General features: G+C 37.3%; 18 protein-coding genes. 9 read left to right on the top strand and 9 right to left on the bottom strand.

Annotated features, from left to right (window positions below):
* Positions 1-81 precede the first annotated feature (81 nt).
* Entirely contained in the window at positions 82-2,376 is a 2,295-nt protein-coding gene (locus DKG80_RS02515) for a hypothetical protein (RefSeq protein ID WP_162555635.1), read from the bottom strand.
* 469 nt (positions 2,377-2,845) lie between these two features.
* On the opposite strand from DKG80_RS02515, the gene DKG80_RS02510 reads away from it, so the two are divergent.
* Positions 2,846-3,649 carry a PP2C family protein-serine/threonine phosphatase gene (locus tag DKG80_RS02510; RefSeq protein ID WP_109829713.1) on the top strand — a complete coding sequence of 268 codons (804 nt, stop codon included), beginning with the start codon at positions 2,846-2,848 and terminating at the stop codon, positions 3,647-3,649.
* Between the two features lie 184 nt (positions 3,650-3,833).
* Here the strand turns inward: DKG80_RS02510 and DKG80_RS02505 are convergent, their stop codons facing one another.
* From DKG80_RS02505 to DKG80_RS02485, 5 genes are all read right to left on the bottom strand, one after another.
* Positions 3,834-4,244, bottom strand: a complete 411-nt coding sequence (locus tag DKG80_RS02505) for a hypothetical protein (RefSeq protein ID WP_109830186.1) — start codon at positions 4,242-4,244, stop codon at positions 3,834-3,836.
* A gap of 90 nt (positions 4,245-4,334) precedes the next feature.
* Positions 4,335-4,880 carry a carboxymuconolactone decarboxylase family protein gene (locus DKG80_RS02500; protein ID WP_109829712.1) on the bottom strand — a complete coding sequence of 182 codons (546 nt, stop codon included), beginning with the start codon at positions 4,878-4,880 and terminating at the stop codon, positions 4,335-4,337.
* 98 nt (positions 4,881-4,978) lie between these two features.
* Positions 4,979-5,809 carry a helix-turn-helix transcriptional regulator gene (locus DKG80_RS02495; protein WP_109829711.1) on the bottom strand — a complete coding sequence of 277 codons (831 nt, stop codon included), beginning with the start codon at positions 5,807-5,809 and terminating at the stop codon, positions 4,979-4,981.
* Between the two features lie 291 nt (positions 5,810-6,100).
* Positions 6,101-7,738, bottom strand: a complete 1,638-nt coding sequence (gene groL / locus DKG80_RS02490) for a chaperonin GroEL (protein ID WP_109829710.1) — start codon at positions 7,736-7,738, stop codon at positions 6,101-6,103.
* 120 nt (positions 7,739-7,858) lie between these two features.
* Positions 7,859-8,137, bottom strand: coding sequence for a co-chaperone GroES (locus tag DKG80_RS02485; protein ID WP_109829709.1), 279 nt, complete (start codon positions 8,135-8,137; stop codon positions 7,859-7,861).
* A gap of 414 nt (positions 8,138-8,551) precedes the next feature.
* Here DKG80_RS02485 and DKG80_RS02480 point away from each other — a divergent pair, with 414 nt between their 5' ends.
* The 8 genes from DKG80_RS02480 to DKG80_RS02445 all read left to right on the top strand — a co-directional run bounded on the left by DKG80_RS02480 (position 8,552) and on the right by DKG80_RS02445 (position 18,070).
* Positions 8,552-9,946, top strand: coding sequence for a hypothetical protein (locus DKG80_RS02480; protein WP_109829708.1), 1,395 nt, complete (start codon positions 8,552-8,554; stop codon positions 9,944-9,946).
* Position 9,947: 1 nt separating this feature from the next.
* Positions 9,948-10,295 carry a hypothetical protein gene (locus DKG80_RS02475; protein WP_109829707.1) on the top strand — a complete coding sequence of 116 codons (348 nt, stop codon included), beginning with the start codon at positions 9,948-9,950 and terminating at the stop codon, positions 10,293-10,295.
* A 2-nt stretch (positions 10,296-10,297) separates the two neighbouring features.
* Positions 10,298-11,026: a hypothetical protein gene (locus DKG80_RS02470; protein ID WP_109829706.1), complete on the top strand. Its 729-nt coding sequence runs from the start codon at positions 10,298-10,300 to the stop codon at positions 11,024-11,026.
* 1 nt (position 11,027) lies between these two features.
* On the top strand, positions 11,028-11,501 hold the full coding sequence (locus tag DKG80_RS02465; RefSeq protein ID WP_109829705.1) for a hypothetical protein: 474 nt from the start codon (positions 11,028-11,030) through the stop codon (positions 11,499-11,501).
* Between the two features lie 516 nt (positions 11,502-12,017).
* Complete coding sequence (locus DKG80_RS02460) at positions 12,018-12,668, top strand: hypothetical protein (RefSeq protein ID WP_109829704.1); 651 nt, start codon at positions 12,018-12,020, stop codon at positions 12,666-12,668.
* A gap of 287 nt (positions 12,669-12,955) precedes the next feature.
* Complete coding sequence (locus DKG80_RS02455; RefSeq protein WP_109829703.1) at positions 12,956-15,307, top strand: KAP family P-loop NTPase fold protein; 2,352 nt, start codon at positions 12,956-12,958, stop codon at positions 15,305-15,307.
* Positions 15,308-15,400: 93 nt separating this feature from the next.
* A complete protein-coding gene (locus tag DKG80_RS02450) occupies positions 15,401-15,964 on the top strand; it encodes a Crp/Fnr family transcriptional regulator (protein WP_109829702.1) in 564 nt (187 codons plus the stop codon).
* Positions 15,965-16,195: 231 nt separating this feature from the next.
* Positions 16,196-18,070, top strand: a complete 1,875-nt coding sequence (locus DKG80_RS02445; RefSeq protein WP_109829701.1) for a hypothetical protein — start codon at positions 16,196-16,198, stop codon at positions 18,068-18,070.
* Positions 18,071-18,254: 184 nt separating this feature from the next.
* Here the strand turns inward: DKG80_RS02445 and DKG80_RS02440 are convergent, their stop codons facing one another.
* The 3 genes from DKG80_RS02440 to DKG80_RS02430 all read right to left on the bottom strand — a co-directional run bounded on the left by DKG80_RS02440 (position 18,255) and on the right by DKG80_RS02430 (position 21,433).
* On the bottom strand, positions 18,255-19,526 hold the full coding sequence (locus DKG80_RS02440) for a hypothetical protein (protein WP_109829700.1): 1,272 nt from the start codon (positions 19,524-19,526) through the stop codon (positions 18,255-18,257).
* Positions 19,510-20,064 carry an RNA polymerase sigma factor gene (locus DKG80_RS02435; RefSeq protein WP_109829699.1) on the bottom strand — a complete coding sequence of 185 codons (555 nt, stop codon included), beginning with the start codon at positions 20,062-20,064 and terminating at the stop codon, positions 19,510-19,512. The genes DKG80_RS02440 and DKG80_RS02435 overlap by 17 nt, the downstream gene beginning before the upstream one ends.
* A 67-nt stretch (positions 20,065-20,131) precedes the next feature.
* Positions 20,132-21,433 carry an Ig-like domain-containing protein gene (locus tag DKG80_RS02430; protein ID WP_109829698.1) on the bottom strand — a complete coding sequence of 434 codons (1,302 nt, stop codon included), beginning with the start codon at positions 21,431-21,433 and terminating at the stop codon, positions 20,132-20,134.
* Positions 21,434-21,457: the final 24 nt, after the last annotated feature.

Genomic DNA, 21,457 nt, shown 5'->3' with positions numbered 1-21,457 from the left:
TCCCTATATCTATTAAATGCAAACCCTCTTGGCTACATCAAGAGGGTTTGCATTAACTAAATACTTCGAAAGTCAAGCAGACTACTTCATAAGTAGCTTAATAATTTCAACACCTTTGATGGTAGAAACTGAAACCAAAGCAATGCCTGTATAGTCTGGTGTCAAGAGTGAAACTTGACTTGTTTGAAAATCAGAAGGATTAACCTTTTCTAATTCTCTACCATTAATATCCCTCACTACTATTTCTAATATAGGATCAGATGATTTAATTGTTAAGTCAGTTCCATTTTCCAATGGATTTGGATACACCTCAATAGTGGCCCCACTAGTCTGACTGATAGCAGTAGGCTCTGATACTTCTGGATGAGCTATTGTATCAAATTTAAGCTCGACTCCATTGTCATCCCAAACAAACTCTTCATAAGTCAGAGAACTACCCGGCTTCCAGTTCACACCTCCTACTTCATAAGCTCCTATATCTGGAGCAGCCCCTGTATATTTTTCACTTACATCACTCATTGCATGATGCAACTTAGTACCATCATTGACTCCAGAAATAATCTTTCCTTTATCAACCATGGATGACCCACTTTTAAGCATAAAATTTTGTTCTTCAAAGTTCTCAAATGGCGATAAAGAACTTTGAAAGTTGTTTTGAAAATCATTATCAAGTGTTTCATCTTCTGTGAAACTACCATCTACAGATAACCACCAAGTTCTAACATCAGATAAATTGTTATATATCACATTGTCTCTGACGTCGTGCCTCTCTAAACAATTCCCTGAAGGATCTTTAGTCTTACAAGGAATCCAACAACCAAAAGTTTCCTGCCCCTCTCCTACATCCCAAAAAGTATTGTTGTGAATATTATTGTAAACTGCAGTCCAATTCATCTGTACTGCTCTCCACTGTGTTCTCCAAACCACATTATGATGCACATCGTACCCCCCTGAATTATTGTCCAAATAAATTCCATTAGCCTTTAGCCCAGAGTATGATTCTGGAGAATATGCCTCGTAGAACCAGTTATGATCTAATTCAATATCTTTATCAGTACTACTCCCAGTGATATAAAATAATCCACCATCAGAGCAAATCTTCAATGCATGTGATACGTCATTGTATGAAAATCGACTATTCTCCCCAGACATTCTACTCCCATCTCGCCCCGCATACTTAACTGTGTTATTACTAAAGTGGGTAGTAGGACTGGTCAACCTTACTGGTGTAGAGTGGTTTCCTATAAAATCAAAATACCTAACTATATTATTATTGATCACATGACCAGAAGAGTTACCACTTGTCATTATACCATTGGTATCTCCGTATTCTACAATACATTTTTCTATCGTTGCATTATTAGCATTGGAAAGGATAGAAATAGCTGCATCACTACCTACAGCATTTGATTTACCACTACTTTGTCTAGGAACCAATAGCATATTAGAACCTTGTTTCACACGACATTCTGTAATCTTGAAATTATCACCTTTCACATATACACCTGCTCCAAAGAAATTTAAGCCTTCTAAAACAATGTAGTCTTTATCGATAGTCGCAGTAGCTGTTCGTTTAGCATACTCGATGGTAGCATCTTTAATCTGTTCTCTGTTCAAATAAAGACTCAACTTCCCATCACCATAGTACCACTCGTTTAAAGTATCTAGTGCATGAATTGAATTGTAGATATAGAAAGTTCCGTAGTGCTTATTTTCAAATCTAGCTGGATTGTGAGTACCTGATGGCCAAAGAGTCGATAACTCATTAAATCTAACAGTACCTCCTCCAAAACTGGTAATCTCCTCTTGCAAACTACATCCACTATGTGCTCCTAAATAATAAAGATATGCGCCTGTCCATGCTTTATTAGGAATATCAGGACTGTAAAATGACGAAAAAGTCCCTTTCTGATTGATCTTAATAGCATCAATCGTGAATGGGTCTCCATCCTTGTCATTTGGCCAACGAGCTATCTGCATTTTTTCTCCATTGAGATAGACCATATTCCTATCTCCAAGATCCATTTCCACCTTAGCTTCGTAAATGTTTACATCTACTTCTTGTAAATCAACCGATAAAGAATCTGTAGCTGTTACAATCACATTATCATCCCCATAGGCAGCATAAATAATTGGATTTCCTGATGTCCCAGAATTTATAGGATCGATAGTTTCTCGATAAACACCTTCATGAATATAGCAGATATCCCCTGCAACCATTACTGCGGAAGCATCACTGATCGTTAAATAGGGATGCTCAAGAGAGCCCGTTTCATCAGACGATTTAGCCTGATTATTGACATGATAGTCCTTGGCTAGCAGTGAAAAGGTACTGCACACCATCGCACTTGCAAATAATAAAAGTTTACTAGTCATAGCTTTTAATAGATAGTTATCATCACCGAATCATTAAATAACAATGATCCACATCAAACAAATAAAGCATTAAAATCATATAGCATAAGAAACAAAATACTGTTGTTGTAGGGGGATTTTACGGAAACAATAACAAGAAAATTTCTCCTATTAGGATAGATTATACTTTATAAAAAAGTCAAGCTCACCATATGAAGGCTTAGATTAGACAGGATCGACATATAAAAAATCAAGTCTATTTATTCCTTTTTGAATATAAATCATGATTTATCTATCCTAGTTAATCAGGTAACTTAATGGCCATATAATGTACTCTTCTATAAAGTCTTTTATAGAAGACATTTTATCAAAAACAATTATTGTCTTACTCAAACCTACCCATCAGTAATCCTCAATAAGAAAAAATCATTAAGTAAATGTGGCTATTAGATTATAATAAGATCATATTTGAATAAATTAATACATTTCTATGGCAGAACATCTTGACATTATTATTCCCAATACATCTGATGAGGGAATAGTAATAGAAGACAAACCTCTATCAACTTATTATTCGACGCTTCCAAAAGAGAGCAATCTCAAGAAAATATTAGAAGACACTTTTGTAATCAATGAACCTCTGGAAGAAGTCGGAGGTGACTGCTATTGGGTTTATGAATTTGAAAACATGGTATTTATCAGTGTCTTTGACTGTATGGGACATGGTAAATCAGCCAATGTGATGACTAAGGCATACATTCAAGCTCTCAATAATGTAATAGTGGTCGATAAAGTTCACACTCCTGACAAAATTTTACTTGATGTACACCTAGAAATCAAAAAAAAGTTTGCAGACAATAAAGAGCTTATAGTAGGCTGTGCGGCAGACATTGCTGTCTTGAGAATAGACTTCAATGGTGTGAATAGAACACTTCATTACGCCGGTGCTAAAACAGCATTAGTGCATAATTTAAATGGAGATATAGATAGGATTAAAGGGGATCGAATACAGGTAGGCGACCTTTTTGACTTTGACAGAACATATACTTCTCATTCAATGAAACTACCAGTCGACAAAAAAGCAGTATTGTTCCTGTTCTCTGATGGAGTCACAGATTTAGTAGGTGGTGTTAGAAATAAGAAATTAGGATATGCCAATCTTCAAGAGCTACTTGAGAGAGTCAAAGACGAACCTTTTGAAACTCAGAAAAAACAGTTAAAAAAGTATTTCAAACTTTGGTCAGGACCGAATAAACCTGTAGATGATTTACTATTTACTGGACTAAAAATTTAACTGCAAACGCTTATCTATTCCTATCGAGATTTAACTCTACTATATATATTACTGCATTTTGACTCTTTCAATCATTGTGGTCAATAACATTATAAAGTAAAAAGCCTCTTCAATCACTCGCAGAGGCTTTAATATTATCATTACTCGAAAGGAGAATGAATTACATCATTCACACATTACTTGTTTATCTTTTATGTACAAAGTACCATAGAGGTGCAGCGTAGATTATATGTCTCAACATTGATACGAAAGGAATCATCGGAGACATACCTACTCCTGCTATCCCAGCTCCTAATAATGGGAACATGAAAAACCAAACAAGAGCTATAGTTTCAGCTACTACAAAAATCAATGCCCTAGCCCAGCTAGGTCCCCAAAGTGATGGAGCAATACCTGCATAAAGAACAGCTAACAATATTCCGTTAGAATAGTGTCCAACCACACCATATGCCAAACCTAACCCTGTTTTCTCTCCCAATAGAGCTGGTATATCCCACCAGGAACCCGTCAATACCAATCCTATAAGGTCAAATGCTACAGTGCCTAGCACTCCTCCTATTATCGCGTTTTTCCAATTTATTTTTGCTGCACTCATGATTATTCTTCTTTTATTTTGTTGATAAGTTTCAATTAACATCTTTAACAATGGCTAAAAAAACAGCCCTTGCCGATATTCAGTTTATGATTAAACTGCTGCCTCTAATTCAGGAGCGATAGGAAAATCAATTTCTATTTGTGTCAGATTATGAACATAGTTCATGATTACTTTGTCTCCCACTGCCACTATCACATCGATTAAGTTGGCTTTTGAATACCCTTCATTAAAGAAGTTTGTTAAAACATCTTCCTCTACTTTACCCTTATTAATAGTCACAGACTTTGCAAGTTTTACCAAAGCATCTAGTTTGGTATCCGCACTAAAGAACCCTTGTCTTAGCTGAATAGTCTCTTCCTCAGAAAAACCATTCATTTTACCAATTGCAGTATGTGCTGATTGACAGTATTTACAATCGTTAACTTGACTAACCACTAAGTTCACCACTTCCTTTTCTTTGTTAGAAAGTGAAGTCTTACCTTGTTGAAATTGAAGATAGTTACCTAATGCAGTATCAGAATATGCAATGGTTGCATATAGGTTTGGAACAAACCCTACGGCTTTCTCAAGATTGTCAAATATGCCTTGATTTGCTGGTGATACTTCTGATTTAGTAGGTACATTAAAAGTTGCCATGTGTTTATCTGTTTTTGTTGTTTATCAAAATTGATAATACAAATGTGGGCCAGACTCGACACGTGTTGTTAGGTCAACTTTCCCTGAAGATTGGCAATTTATCCCTCTGCTAAATTTTCTCGAAATAATTTGGGTGAGACTCCCTCTTGTTTCTTAAAAAACCGACTAAACGTTTGAATATCTTCGAATCCTAATTGATCGGCTATTTCTTGTATCTGCAGATCTGAATAAAAAAGTAGACGCCTTGCTTCTAATAGTTTTCTATCATGTATGTAGCTCAAAGGCGTTTTGGAACCTATTTTGGCAAAAATATTTGATATCGTTTTAGGAGATTTGTTGAGGAGGTCTGCATATTCTGCAACGGTATGTTTGGTCTTATAGTAGTGCTCCACCATAAAATTAAACTCACGAACTATATCATGATGAGTGTCCATTCCTGTAGATTCATGTTGCTCTTTGTATAGTCGAGTGCAGAGGATAAGATATCTTTTTAGCATCATTCGAAGCATCTCTATTTGAAGATTATCCTTCGCATCCATTTCAATAGAGAACATCTTCCATAAGATCCCAAAATGCTCTTCCATATCATCGGGTATCTGAACAACGGGTAATCTCGATGCTCCAAAAAATAACACCCCTTTGCAACTTACTTCATCATCATGGTCGATCACACAATAGAAAGGCCTATTGAACCTAAGAAAGTTTGAAGTTTTAATATTCAATCCCTTGACGCGGTGAAACTCGGTAAAAAAGACAATCTGATTTTTACTGAATGTATATTCCTTTCCATCGATCAACAATTGATTATCATCTTCCAAAAACCACAATACTGTCAAACTACTCGCCTCGGAGGCACCAATTGAATTGGACGCATTATCCTCGATTACTTTTAACTCAATAAAATCCTGTAGATCTCCTTGTATTCTCATTGTCTTACCAAAAACAAGCCTAATTATATGAAAACCATAAGGTAATTACACAAAATAGTACGTTTGAACAGCTCAGCAATAGATTTTGATAGATCTCCTAAACGTACTTTATATAATAAAGCACGAATATCAGAGCATAAAATGAGATTAGGAAATTTGTCTTGGGAGAATTTTCAAAATGAATACAACCGTATTTTATGTAATGTTATTTCAAGATGAAACATCTTCTCCAACAAAAAAGCCTCTCCGATCACTCGAAGAGGCTTTAATATTATCCGAAAGGAGAATGAATTACATCATTCCGCCCATTCCTCCGCCCATTGGAGGCATAGCTGGAGCAGCTGCACCTTCTGGCTCTGGCTGATCTGCGATAGCAGCTTCAGTAGTCAACAATAGAGATGCGATAGACGCAGCATTCTCTAGTGCCAATCTAGTCACCTTAGTAGGATCAATGATACCAGCAGCGAACATGTTCTCATAAGTATCAGTAGCTGCGTTGTATCCAAAATCAGCTTTACCTTCTGCTACTTTGTTAACAACTACAGATCCTTCACCACCGGCGTTTCCTACGATAGTTCTCAATGGAGCAGTGATAGCAGTCTTAACGATAGCTACACCAGTGTTTTGATCTTCGTTTTCTAAAGACAAACCGTCTAGTGCCTCGATAGCTCTGATCAATGCAACTCCACCACCAGGTACGATTCCTTCCTGTACAGCAGCTCTAGTCGCGTGAAGAGCATCGTCAACTCTGTCTTTCTTCTCTTTCATCTCTACTTCAGTAGCAGCACCGATGTAAAGGATAGCAACACCACCAGCCAATTTAGCTAGTCTCTCCTGAAGCTTCTCTTTGTCGTAATCAGAAGTAGTGTTCTCGATTTGTTGCTTGATTTGGTTTACTCTAGCAGTGATATCATCAGCAGTACCAGCACCGTTTACGATAGTAGTGTTGTCCTTGTCGATGTTCACTTTCTCAGCAGTACCTAACATATCAAGAGTAGCATTCTCTAGTTTGAATCCTCTCTCTTCAGAGATAACAGTACCACCTGTCAAGATAGCGATGTCCTCCAACATAGCTTTTCTTCTGTCTCCGAAACCTGGAGCCTTAACAGCAGCTATTTTCAGAGAACCTCTGATTTTGTTTACTACCAATGTAGCAAGTGCCTCACCATCTACATCTTCAGCGATAATCAACAATGGCTTACCAGTCTGAGCAGTAGCTTCAAGTACTGGAAGCAACTCCTTCATAGTAGAAACCTTCTTGTCATAAATCAAGATGTATGGAGACTCAAGCTCAGCTTCCATCTTGTCAGTGTTAGTTACGAAGTATGGAGACAAGTAACCTCTGTCAAACTGCATACCTTCTACAGTCTTCACTTCTGTTTCAGTTCCTTTAGCCTCTTCTACAGTGATCACACCGTCTTTACCAACTTTGTCCATAGCATCAGCGATCATTTTACCAATCTCAGCATCATTGTTAGCAGAAACTGTAGCAACCTGAGCTACTTCACTGTTGTCTTTGATTTCTTTAGACTGTCCTTTCAAGTTCTCAACGATAGCAGATACTGCCTTGTCGATACCTCTCTTGATGTCCATTGGGTTAGCACCTGCAGCTACAGACTTGATTCCGTTTCCGAAGATCGCTTGAGTCAATACAGTAGCAGTAGTAGTACCATCACCTGCGTTGTCAGCAGTTTTAGAAGCTACCTCTTTTACTAATTGAGCACCCATGTTTTCGATTGGCTCGCTTAGTTCGATTTCTTTAGCTACAGAAACACCATCCTTAGTAACAGTCGGAGCACCAAATTTCTTGTCTAGGATTACATTTCTACCTTTTGGTCCTAAGGTTACTTTAACTGCGTCAGCTAATAAATCAACACCTTTCTTTAAGCTATCTCTAGCGTCCGTGTTGAAGAAAATATCTTTTGCCATTTTTCTAAATGTTTAAATTTTGTTTTTGTTGAATAGATCAGTTTCAAAAACAGCTAATTGGGAATTTCAAGAACCTACCTAATAATAGAATGATTCAAATAACTGCCCTATGCTGCGTGTTTAAATAGTACCGAAAATGTCAGAGTTTCTCATGATAAGGTAATCTTGACCTTCGATCACGATCTCAGTTCCAGAGTACTTACCGTATAGTACCTTGTCACCAACTTTTACAGTCACAGGTTTGTCCTCTGTACCTTCGCCTACTGCTACTACAGTACCTTCTTGTGGCTTTTCTTTAGCCGTGTCAGGGATAATGATTCCAGATGCAGTTGTAGTCTCTGCTGCTGCTGCCTCAACTAAGACTCTGTCTTCGTTTGGCTTAAAGCTTACTTTTGACATGTGTTAAATATGTTTTGTTTATTTAATTAAAAACTATGCCTCGCTCTCAGCATTTCCTGTGCCAAAACTGACTAATGGCAGGAATCGGACATTGTGACAGCATAGATTATGAGTCTTTAACAATTAGAATGACAGAGATTCATTTCGGACTCTATTCGATGAAAAATTGACAGCCTAATCCACCGAATCCTTAAAACCCCTTGTCTTTAATATTCACATTTGAAGATCGATCTGGATATAGCGACGAAGTTTTCATTTCCTGCGAAAAAGCATGACTTTCAATTAGTTAGATATTTAATTGATTTACTAACATTGAATCAGCTGCATTTTATAACTGTTTCAGTTAGTTGAGAAAAATCATTGATCACCATAGTGATCGAATAGTGTTGTTACCACTGTCAACTAATAGAGCAGATGAATTTATCCTTTTCTCACCATGTTTTTCTCTTTTTCACAATCCTCCTATGTATAGGTTTTTATAACTCATACTCACAGGATTATGCGGAGATAAAGTTCGAAGACAATTCCCTCAAAACGGATCCTTTGCCATATGGCAAAAAAATCAAAATAACCGGTTCTGCTGACGGAGCCGATAGTATTTACTTTCATGTAATTGATAAAAAAAGACCATTCACAGGAGTTGATATGACTGGCACATGGAAGAAGAAAAATGCAAATGATAACGACACTCAATTCGAGATCAAGTTTGATACTCCTTTAAAGTTTAAGTCTACCTATGAGTTTAAATACGTCTTTGTAAAAGAACTTGGTGATGTGTTTTTTGATTCCTTAATGTCCTATTCTAAGCAAGTAGCTTTAAAATCTATCGGGACAAATGATCAAATTGATGCCACCCAATTTAAGATAAACTTTAAAGAATATGACGAAAAACTGGTTTCAGCATTTAAAGTACAACCAAAGGTAACGGATGATGCAGAACGAATAAATGTTATACTAAAGAGCCTTGGTAAAACCTGGATTAAAAATATCTCTTTAAAAACCGAACGAGAAGACGACATCGAAAAGTGGAGAAATAATAATCCTAAACTTCTGAAATTCATTCCTCAACTGGAGAAAATGGCCAAAGAAGACCCTGATGATGATAAAGATATAGTTCAAAGGGAAATCGAGTTAAAAAGCATATTTACGATCCCCTCAGATACCGTTCTTATAGACGCAAATATTGATTTTTTAAACGAGCAAATTGAAGCGTACATCTATTTAAATAAATCCAATAAGGTCATAGATGAGAGCCTTCCTAAAGTCAAAACGGAGATGAGGAAAGTGCTGAAAAGCGTTTACAAAAACGGAATAGTCAAATCAGAAAGTGATATAGCGGTCACTGAGCTAGAGGCTGTAATGATTGGTACCTCTTTTGGATTTGGTCGGATAAAATATAATAGTGAAGAAGGACAAGGTCAAAGCACTGCAGACTTGTTCACATACTTTGCTTTTAAGTTCTATTTATTCCCAGTGGATAAAGGGCTAAAGAATGCTTATCTAAGTGAGAAGTTTTTTCAGTTTTGGTATAGAATGTATGGCTTAGTGGGAATGGTTACTTCCACGGATTTAGAATTTAAGAACCAAAAACTAGAAAATACAGGACTGGGGATCAAGCCAGTTCTAGGAGCAGGTGTAGATCTGAATAGATTTATCAGTATCGAATCTGGTATGGTAATGTATAATCAACCATCTATCAGTCCTGCCATAGATCATTCCAACCTACAGGCAAGTTGGTTCATTAGCTTGAGCTTTGATGTGGATATAATTAATTCCTTAAGTAAGAGAGATAAGTATTACAGCAAATGATATGAAAAATAGAATTGTAAAAGTCAAACCTACTCCAAGCAATTGGGAAACGACTTGTGACAAAGGACTTGAAGTAAGTGTGAAATATAAGCTCTCAGAAGACGGCAAAGCTTGTCTTAGGATCAAAGGCCAAATGGACTGCGAGTTAGTTGACGCTATTGACGGTGAAGTATGTGTAAGTGCTCCGGAAGCGAAAGGAAAGAATTATGGAAAAGTAACAATCAAAGCTTCTTTCGAATGCAAGGATACTTTTGAAGGAAGTACTATTGAATATGAAGTTGTATTAAGAAATAAAAGAGGAGATCAAGTGCATAAATATGAATCTCCTGCTGGATATATCTCTTGTTAATCATGAAGGAATATTTAAAATACATAGCCACCTCTTTGCTATTAGCATCCTGCAATGGTCTTTTTGAACTAGAAGATCCTATGCAAGGGATTGACTCTAGTAAGGTTTTGGAAATAGAAGGTGCAGATACGATCAGTGCGGACGGTTTTTCTTACCTACGGATGTCTGTCAAACTAGGAGAACTAGCAGAACCGGATCAAGATATAAGTCTTACTGTCAATACAGGTTTCCTAACCCAAGTACCTATTACTGATACGTCCAATGCTACCAACACATTGGCATTGAGTATAGAAAGTCGTCATGCTGATTTTGTTTACACGTCTTCACTGGATTATCAAAAAGGCGTTTTACTTACTGCCGAACTTGATTCTATTCTGGTCACATCGGATTCCATAAGTCTAAAAACAGCCTACCCGGACACCATGTATGTCTCAGCAGATAGCTACAGCCAAAACATAAGTCAGGACATCATTGTGACTTCTCACCTACTCAGAGAATTAGGCACGGTATCTAATGACATAAAGGTCTGGGTAGAACAGCTTACCCCTACTCCCTCTTCGGATACCATTAATGTAAACTTTGCTCCTATAGTGCTAACTGAAAATGGCATGGCAAACGTGACGATTAAAAACATCAATGATAGTACTGGAGTAGTCTCACTTAGATTAAGTACTTTGGATGAGAGTGAAAATGTTTTAGCTGATACTGTAATCCTTCAATTTGTTAAATGATATGAGAGGTTGGTTCGTTTTGTTCTTTGTGTACTTGTTATTTCCCTGTCAGCTATATTCTGGAGGTGGGACTACAAATTCAGACCCTAATACCGTTAAGATCAGAAAGCGTGAATACATTGGAATCAGAATAGCCAATCGATCGCTGAATACTATCAATCAAAGACTAAGCAAAATATCGACAAGAGATTCTACACTATATAGTGAGAGAGTATTAAAAGAAATCAAACCATATAATCGCTTCCCTGACACAGAAGACACTACTTCGAGCCATTATTTCAGAAAGTTCGACTACTCCATCTATATCGAGTTGGGTAGAATATTGAAAGATTTTAAAAGGTACTCTGGAGGATGGAAGACTGGTAAGACTTTGGACTTTTCTGAGTACGACCCTGCTATCGAGAGTGACAAAAAGTCTGATCTACAATCTTTATCTGAAGAGCTGCAAATAATTAAAGAGTTGGTAAAAAAATGAATACGATTTCAAAAAAAACGCGACAACTATTCTTTAATAACAGTTAACTCCTATATTTACAAAAATCTTTTAAGCATAACCTTGAATATAGTCTATGAGCTTAACCAAGTATCGCAAGATCATTTCAATCAGCAAATCTTTTTTCAGTATTACTACTAGAAACCTAGTAGGCAGTCCTCGGTACACCGTCGGCAATCAAAAGTACATGGTCGTGAGTCTTCAGTACATGGTCGGCTATCTCTAGTACATGGTAGTGGATAAATAGTACGTGGTTGCCAATCAAAAGTACATGGTCGTGAGTCTACAGTACCTAGTCGGCTGTCTCCAGTACACGGTAGTGGATAACAAGTACATGGTCGGCAATCTCTGGTACATAGTAGTTGGTCATCAGTACGAGGTCGGCAATCTCTAGCACATGGTTATCTGCTAATAGTCCACAAGATTTAATCTTAGCCTTTACTCCAACCTACTCTCTCAATCAAAAAGTATTATATCTAATTTTTTAACATTATAAATATGGCACGTAAAACAATTGACCAACAAATCAGTGACGCTAGTGTAGCGATCAACAACGGGATTAGTAATGTAGATATCTCTAGGGCCTTGGCGGTCTATGGCTATGATGAGAACAAAATGCAGCAGGGCAGAAACCTACTTGCTGAGGTACAGTCTCTTCAGAGCAAACAAAAACTGGAGTATGGTGAGAAAATCGCTTCGACGGACAACTTACATGATGCTCGTGAGGCTTCTAACAAACTGTACATTCCTCAAGTAAAACTGGCTAGAATTGCTTTTAGCAAGGATCGTGGGATGTCCGAGTCTCTTCAGATCAATGGCAGACGCAAGGAATCGTTCGCTTCGTGGATCAGTCAAGCTTCTACTTTCTATACTAACATATTGGCTAGTCCTTCTAGTATAGATGCGATGGCTCAGTTTAATATCACTGTCGAAAAACTTCAGGAGGGTCAACAACTCGTAGAGGAAGTGGCTAAGGCTTTGGCTGTTCAGAAGAAGGAAACTGGTGAGGCACAGCAGTCGACTGAGAATAGAAACGTAAAGCTAGATGAGTTGAACGAATGGTATTCGGACTACATCACCGTGGCGCAAATTGCACTAGAGGATAGTCCGCAGTATATGGAGATGCTGGGCATTATTACACCTAATTAAAATTGAACGGTGATACTACTGGCTAGAAGTGTGGTTGATATGAGAGAGTGTTCTAGTCGGTAGTATAAAAGATTTCTCTAGTTTCTTTCTTGATCAAGAAAGTAGCAAAGAAGTCAAGTCTGTAAATGTGAATCGAGGTTATAATTTTCAAAACAAACCTCATTAATAGTTGAAAGTTAGTTTTAGAGGTCGTTTATCCTGAATCCTAAGATGACTTTTCGTTTTTACTCTGAAAGTCGTGATCTATTTTTGAAGCTGTTTGTTAATCTTTTAATTGACACCAGTTAGTGGAAAAAATAGAGCTTACTAAAGAAGAGAAGTACTTACTGTACAACTTGCATGATGTTTATCAAAACTATAGTGAAGAAGTCTATCTATCGCCATTTAGTATCCTATCGTTTTGGGTAGGAGACTTAGTAGTGGATAAGTTGATAAATAAAATCAATGGAACCGTCAATGGACTATACCGATATGAATTAATAGAAAAACCTGAAGAAGAAACTATTAGAATATCGAAAAAGGGAATTTCATATACTAATAGTAATACTGGGGTATTTGATAAGGTCAGGTTTGAAGATCGGGCTATCGCGCTTCTTGGTAGCTATGAAAAACTACTAGCCAAGGGCGAAGAAGTCCCTTCTAAAATCAAAAGTGGTAAAAGTACCAATGCTATTTCTTTAGTTGATGAAATCCAAAACATTATACTCAAAGAACTTCTCCTAAGAAAAGAACGCTACCCAAATCTCAAGTTTTCGATTTCTACCTCTAAGTCAGACACTCAATTCAAACAATGGGCAAAAGGAAATGAGACTTATATTCATATTGATTTCACAAGAAGGATAGATTTTAACTCCTCTAGAAGTTCGATATCTTTTCAAATAGGTGTCATAGAAAAGAGCGTCATAGGAACACTCTGCTCGATCTCATATTTGAATGAAGATAATAAAGATATAATCCGGTGCTATCATGATATTCAAAGAAGAGTATTTAAGGATAAAAGCACACCTTCATCTAACCCATATAAAGAATCAACTACGCCAAACTGGTTTGTCAAATTCACTGAATTTTTAAATAAAGATTTAAAACAGATCAACGAAATCATTGAAAAACATAACCTGGCTTCTGAGTTTGAAATCAGTGATGAAAGATTCAATGAAAAGCTCTCTGAAACTTTCAAGAAAAGAGAACAACTAGGCTATTCTCCTATTACCTTTAGTGGCATTACCCCCACCGCCAACAGCAAAAACACTGACTCTGATATATTATCAGACAACCCTTCCAAAAAGGATGATCTAGGAAGGAAACTATTGATGGATCTATTGCATCAGAAGATAGAGACTCTATGGAAAACACAACCTGAGGATGAATCCTATACAGTTCTACTCAATGGTGAATGGGGAAGCGGTAAATCGTCCATGCTTTATTACTTGAAAGAAAACCTAGCAGATTGGGAAGTAATCGAATACAACGCATGGCGTCACCAGCATCAGCCAGATCAATGGTGGGTATTGGTCAATAAAGTGAGTAAAGCTCTTTCCTCTTTTTCCGTACCTGATAACATCCCCTACTTTCGTTCTCACCAATGGTGGTTCTTTAAAATGAAACACCAATTTCCAGTCATGTCAATAATATTGATTTTATTATTTCTTGGCAGTAGCGGACTAGTTATCAATTCATTAATCAACAATGGGATAGAAGCTAAACAAACACAACTTTATCTAGGGACCGCTTCATTAGCAGTAACACTCGTACTCTCTATAATTGGCATCCTAACTAACCTTTTCAGTAAAAAAATTTCTACTTCTAATTTATTCAAAGCCAATATTGCAGACCCGTACGAACCTATCAAAAATAGATTTGATAAAGTAGTCGCTAATAAAAATGTAGCCATCTTCATCGATGACCTCGACAGGTGCGAGGTGGATGCTACAGTATGTCTATTGGAGGGTATACAAAATTTATTCAAAGAGTCTAAAGTTTTGTATGTCATAGCTGCGGATGGCAAGTGGGTTAGTAGCTGTTTTGCTCAAAAGTACAATGAGTTCAATGCCAAAGTGGGTGATGGTAAAATCGGTCATAAGTTTCTAGAAAAAACTTTCCAAATGATCGTAGATGTACCTCAAATCGATGACAGACAGCACAAGGAGCTACTTAGTGTTTTCTTGGGACTGGAACCGAATGTAGAAGACAACGAGGCTTATGACGAAGAGGTGACTCGTCAAGAGACGGATAAGTTTAGAACGACGGATGAAATCGAAGACTATTCTTCCAATACTTCTAATATCAATAAGCGCTACGCGGCTGCTAGAAAAGCAGACAGACTGATCGAAGAGCAAAAAGGACATATCCTAGAGGAGTATAGTGATGTCATTCCTAGAAATCCTCGACAAATGAAGCGATTGGTCAATCAGCTATCCATTAAGTTCCAAACACTCATTCTGTACGGCACGAAACGATACGTGCCTGACGATGCATTGATCAGATATGTTTTGTTCTCCAATGAGTATCCATTTCTAAATGATCAAATCAGAAAAAAGAAAACGACCCTTGAGAGCTTAAAGGATGAAAACGAATACCCAGAGGTAAGTAGTCTGGTAGGTGATCACCTGACCAATGAGATGATCGTTAAATATTTGTAGACAGAAGAGCGAGTGCTCCAAGTGGGTTGGATTTGGTGATCGAGGATAAAGTGAGTATTCTTGAACCCCAATTTCTGTATAAAAAGCAATCCGATGCAACTGAGCCAATTCCTAAAACTTTCTGGACTTCTCACTGATGATGAATGCGACACCATTGATGCCGCTTGTGAGGCGCAATTTTTCGAGAAAGGTGACACTATAGTGAAGGCCGATAGTTTTTCGAATAAGCTAATCTTTATAGAGTCGGGATTGATCAGAGTATTTTATCTAAAGGATGGAAAAGACATCACTCACTTTTTCTTTGATGAAAATTCATTCGTAGCACCTGTCAAAAGCATATTTCACAATGAGTCTGAGCCCTACGATTGGGTAGCTGTGGAACCTTGCCAATTGAAACTCATTAAATACGAGGACTTCGAAAGGGTGCAAGATCAATTTCCTAAATTGACTAAACTGGCTTTAAACTTAGCGATGATGCTATTGGATCTATTCTCTCAAAAGCTGAACCTACTTCAGTTCGAAACAGCTGCAGATAAGTATAGGGCTTTCCAAAAAATGTATCCTAATCTCATCAATAGAGTTTCTCTCGGTGATACAGCTTCCTTCCTCGGTGTAACTCAGCAAACGCTAAGCGTCGTGAGATCACAAAAAAATTAATGCTTCACGTCCTTTTTTAAGATAGATGAAATTTTTTCTGGTTTCTCTCAGAGACCTTTGCTGAGAACATAGAACCAGCAAGTTCTTTTCAATCGACTTTCAACCACTGCCCTATTTTGGCAATACTGCCTCAATCCGTCAGTGTCAGGTTTAATTGAAAATAAAAACAGATCCTTCTGTTACATCCAAGCTCCACCTGTCAGTATTGAAAAATTTCAACTATTAATTTTTATGAAGCACGTACTTGCCTCTATTTTGATCTTACTCTACCTCGACACTCATGCTCAACTTAGCACTGTCGTATCAGCTCTGGACAAACCTATCTCGATGGCTATTCATGACAATGAATTGTATATAGGTGAGGAGGAAAAAATCTCTAAAATAGACTTAACTGATCCTGATGCAACCTCTGTTGACTTCCTGACTGGAGAACATAAAGACGCTTCTTTACTCGTAGTAGATAATTACTTATACATAGCTCTGTATACGGGTGGTAAAATTGTGAAAATAGATCTATCAGATGATGACGCCACCCCTAGCGATGTGGTTACGGGAATATATGGCACTACAAGTATGATCGTCGAGGGGGATATACTTTACTTCTGCCAATCTACTCAGAATAAAATATCGAAAATCAATTTAACTGAAGACTCCCCTACTGTCGTCGATGTGGTGACAGGAATAGACTTTCCAAATGGTCTATTGATAATTGGTGATGAGATGTATTTCACACAGGCTCACGATGATAAAATATCTAAGATTGACCTTACAGAATCAACACCTACAGTCATAGATGTTCTTACGAATCTGGACACTCCTTCTTTTGGTCTGGTATTGATTGGTGATGAATTGCATTTCTCTCAAAACACTGGTCAGAAGGTTTCTAAAATTGATATCACTGAAGACAATCCAGAAATAGAAGATGTATTGATCAATGCAGACGGTTCAACACATTTATTGATGTACGGAGATGATTTATTAGTTGCTGTTTCTAATGAAGGTAAAGTACTGAAAATCGAAAATATTGCTTCTACTACTGAGACTTACGATGATGTAGAGGAAGAAGAAGAAATAATAGAAGAAAATGATTCTGATCTGGTAGAAGTAGTTACTTCTCTTGATGACCCTACTTCTATCGCTATCTACAATAATGAAATGTATATTGCTGAACTTGACGAAGTTTCTAAAATCAGCTTGTCAGAATCTAATCCCACTCCGGTAGATGTGGTTACTGACCTCACCAATGGTTCTAGCCTTTTGGTTCACGGTGACGAGTTGTACATAGCGCATTATACGGGTAACAAAGTCATTAAAATAGATTTAACGGAGGATAACCCTACTCCTACTGACGTGGTCACCACAGGGTTGAGCGGTCCTCAGGGTATGGTGATCAAAGACAATTTCTTGTATATCGCTGAATCTACAGGAGACAAGATTTCTAAAGTGGACTTGACTGTTACTAACCCAACGCCGACTGATGTCGTGACTGGATTGGGTTTTCCAAATGGTCTAGCGCTAAATGGAAATGATCTCTACATTCTAGAGGTGGAAGATGATAAGATTTCGAAAATAGATATTTCGGATACTAACCCAACGACCATTGATGTAATCACTGGCCTTGACACTCCATCAATTGGTATTTTCATCGTTGAAAACGAATTGTATTTCTCTCAGTACGGTGATGATAAAGTTTCTAAAATTAACATAACGGATAGCAACCCTATAGCCACCGATATAGTGACGGGACTCAATGGCCCTGCCGGATTATGGCAGAACGGTGATAGCTTATATATCGCAGTACGTTTTGAGGATAAGATCTATAAAATAGAGAATATTATTACTCCTGCGGGTAATGAAAATAGTACTTTGAGCACAGGTAGCATCACGAATCAGAAAATATCATTTTACCCTAATCCATCTAAGGGTTTCGTTACCGTAAGAGGGCTCACCGAAGAGCAAAAAGGTGGACTGTATGACTCTTCAGCTACTAAAATCAGAGACATCGTGATAGAAAAGGATCTGTCGCTAGATATACAAGATTTAAAGCCTGGCTCGTATTACATAGTCCTTGAAAACGGTTTGTATCAAAAATTAGTGAAGGAATAATTCATATAAAATTCAGATAGAGTACGAAGGACAAAGTCTAAAGGGCTATCACTCCGTGCTTAATATAAAGAGGCTGTCAAAAGTAGAAATCAATCCAACATATATCATGTTAAAAAAGTGATTCTCTTTTGACAGCCTCTTATGCTTTAATACCTTTCAGCGGTTATATCATTGCGATTTCATATCACCTCCCGATCAAATAAGAAATACTCAACCCAGCGCTAAATGGTTTGACTGAAATTGGCTGAGACGTTGGGCTGCTATTTAGTAATGAATATCGAAGATTTGGCACTATTGTGATATCTCCACTTGGTAGTTCAAATAGTGTTTTCCTAAGTCCAATATTGATCAACAGCTGATCTGTATAGTGGATGCTATAGTCCTCTTCTGCAAATCGAAACTGCTGATTGTCATTGAGTATCTTACCATATTCCAAAGCAAAGAAGATACTATTGGTCTTACTAGGTAAAATATAAAAGCTACTACCTGCCTTGACTCCTGCCACCCATAGTCTACGATCAATATTGATTCTATCTTCTTCAAAAATAGGTGTCAAGCTCACAGAACTACCACTTTGGGATGCTTCTGCCTCAGTCGACTGTGACTCACGAATGTTAAAAGAGTAATGCTGATTGTACATACTGAATGTAGCCCCAAAATTCAAGATCACTTTTTCTGATACGCTCTTGTAAACTCCTACTTCGCCCAGAAATCCTAACCTCTTTGGTGAAAGCCCTTTCTCTCCTTCTAACCCTTCTATGACCAAATCATCATTCAAATTGGGTTGGATTTGCTGATACAGCAAGAAGGTTCCTATGTCTCCATATAATTTTAGATTTAAAGACTTTCTTGACTTAACCTTTCTTTTTCCAGTCATGGTAAGGTTGTCAAATACTAAAGCTGATGTTTCATCTCCTGATAATGAGTTTTCTAATGCTATAGATTCTACTTTTTCAATTGACTTTCTGCTTTTGTCTGGTTCTTGAGTCCTGTTATTATTACTATTAACTACCTCTGATACGTTATCCAAGCTTTCTACACCTACCTCATTATTCGATTGAGAGACATCTTCTATGACTCTAGAGATAGCCATATTTGAAGTCGGTCCTTCTTCAACCGACTGCTCTATTGACGAAGCATCGGAGATTTGAGGCGTATTAGGAATTGCTTCAATAGTGGTGACTTGCGGAGTAGATTGCGCAATAGACGTAGACTTGTCGACTTTGTTTTTCGATACCGGCGTATTCTCATGGTCCTTTTCACCATCTATTAGCATCCATGAGCCAATGGTGATAAATATTCCAAGCAGGAATAGAGCAAAAATTCTCCACCGCCTATCGGGCTTTGCGGGGGAAGTTGGGATTTTGGCAAAAAGCTTTTCTTTTGCCGAAACAGGTGGCATCGGTTGATGTGAAGATAATTTCTCTCTTAGCTTATCTTCAAATGACTGACTCATATCTTCCAATTCCTAGTTTTTCTAATCTATCTCTCAAGAGCTTTTTGGCATAGTTGAGTTGAGATCGAGAAGTCCCAACTGTAATACTCAATTGCTCTGCTATCTCTTTGTGATTATATCCATCCATTATAAAGAGATTTAATACAGCTCTACATCCTTCTGGTAGTTCATTGATCAATTCAATTAACTTTTCATTGCTCAATTGATCCAGTAATTCTACATATGAGCTATCCTCTACGTTCTCATTTTCGAGAGGTGCTATCCATGAGTGATTTTCGAGTCTTAAAGCATTTAAACAAGTATTGACAGTCAAACGCTTGATCCAGCCAGGAAGAGCGTCTGCTTCCCTGACTTTACTCAAGTTTCCAAATATCTTGATAAATGCGTCTTGAAACATATCATCTACCTGAGAACTTGAAGCTCCATACCTTGAGCATATCCCCATTACCATTTGACAAAAATGATCATAAAGTATCGATTGATACTTAGCATTACCCTCTAGGCACTTTTTGATAATATGTCCGAAATCCCTTTTCATGCAAAAGAAGGCCAAAGAGAACCTTCGACCTTCTTACCTTAACAATTAACCTTAACTACTTACTAACTTAATCCGCTATTTCCACCCTTAGGTGGATTTTACCTTTATCACAGACATTGCCTATGCAAAGTGTATATTCAGCATCTGAAACAATAGTTTCGCCAAACACATCTTCAAGAGAGTATTCATACTCTACTTCTCTATTTTCATTTACTGTCAGTTTCCCGAATTCTGGTTGGGAACTGATGAACATTTCATAATAATTGATATCAGCACATATAAAATCATTATCAACTGGATCAAAAGTTCGATCAGCGACTTCAATAGGATAACCTTGGAATGTCAATGTATCTTCCAGTGCATAGAACTGATCCTCACATGGTCGATCACTCGTGAATGTCATTGAAATAGTTCTTGTAAACTGGCTTCCATCTTCAAATGTTAATTGGTATTCAATGGTCTCAAGACTGTCAACTGGTGCTTCTGGTTGATAGACTATTACAATATCGTTTTCAACTAATAAAGCACTTCCATTAGATACTCCTATAATTGAAGTCGTGACAGGTGGCAATGAACAAGCTGGATCTGGATACTGAATTTGTATTGGGTAAGTTTCTTGCAATGGGAAAGTATAGTGTTCAAATATGTTTGGCCAAACTTTATCTACACAAACGTTTTGTGAGTCTAATTCTTGAACAAATATTGTCGCCTGTGCCATGCTCTCATATACATTTGACTCTTCATCTATCAAATACAAGGTATATACAAACGAATCACTTCCAACAAATTTCGGATTGGGTTCATAAACAAACTTTCCATCATTCACGAGTGTCAATTTACCATTCTTTATTTGCTCATATGAGAAACCTACAGAATCTAACTTTTCTGGACAAATACCATCATTTGTGAGGACATTAAACGTATCTGGCTCATTGGCGTAAACCTGAAACAAATCTGATTGAGCTCCAGCAAAACACCCTATAGAGTCGCCTTTAATGATCTCTACAACAATCGTATCTTCGTCTAATACTTGTTGGCCATCCAAAATTTCAACAACAAAAAGGTCTTTACCTTCATTAAAATTTTGCAAACCTTGATACTTTAATAAGGTTGGATTTAAAAAAGAAAGGTCACCTTTTGTAGGACTTTGAGAGATACTAAACTCTACAGTCTTGTTGGTATTTGTAACCTTACTCAGATCAAAGAGAATGGATCCTCCTGCTCTAATTTGTCTATCTACATCTAGAGTTAAAAGTTCTTCTCCTTCTGGAGACGCATCGTCGCGAAATTCATCGCACGAGATCATCATTACTGCTACTAACATTGCCAAGGCAATGCTAAGTAGATTGGTTTTTTTAAGCTGATTCATAAAGATCTTGTTTTTATTTTAAGG

It is taken from the genome of Reichenbachiella versicolor (assembly GCF_003171675.1).
Classification (GTDB): Bacteria; Bacteroidota; Bacteroidia; order Cytophagales; family Cyclobacteriaceae; genus Reichenbachiella; species Reichenbachiella versicolor.
The sequence above is the reverse complement of the archived record's forward strand: the minus strand, read 5'-3'. Positions and strand labels throughout refer to the sequence as shown.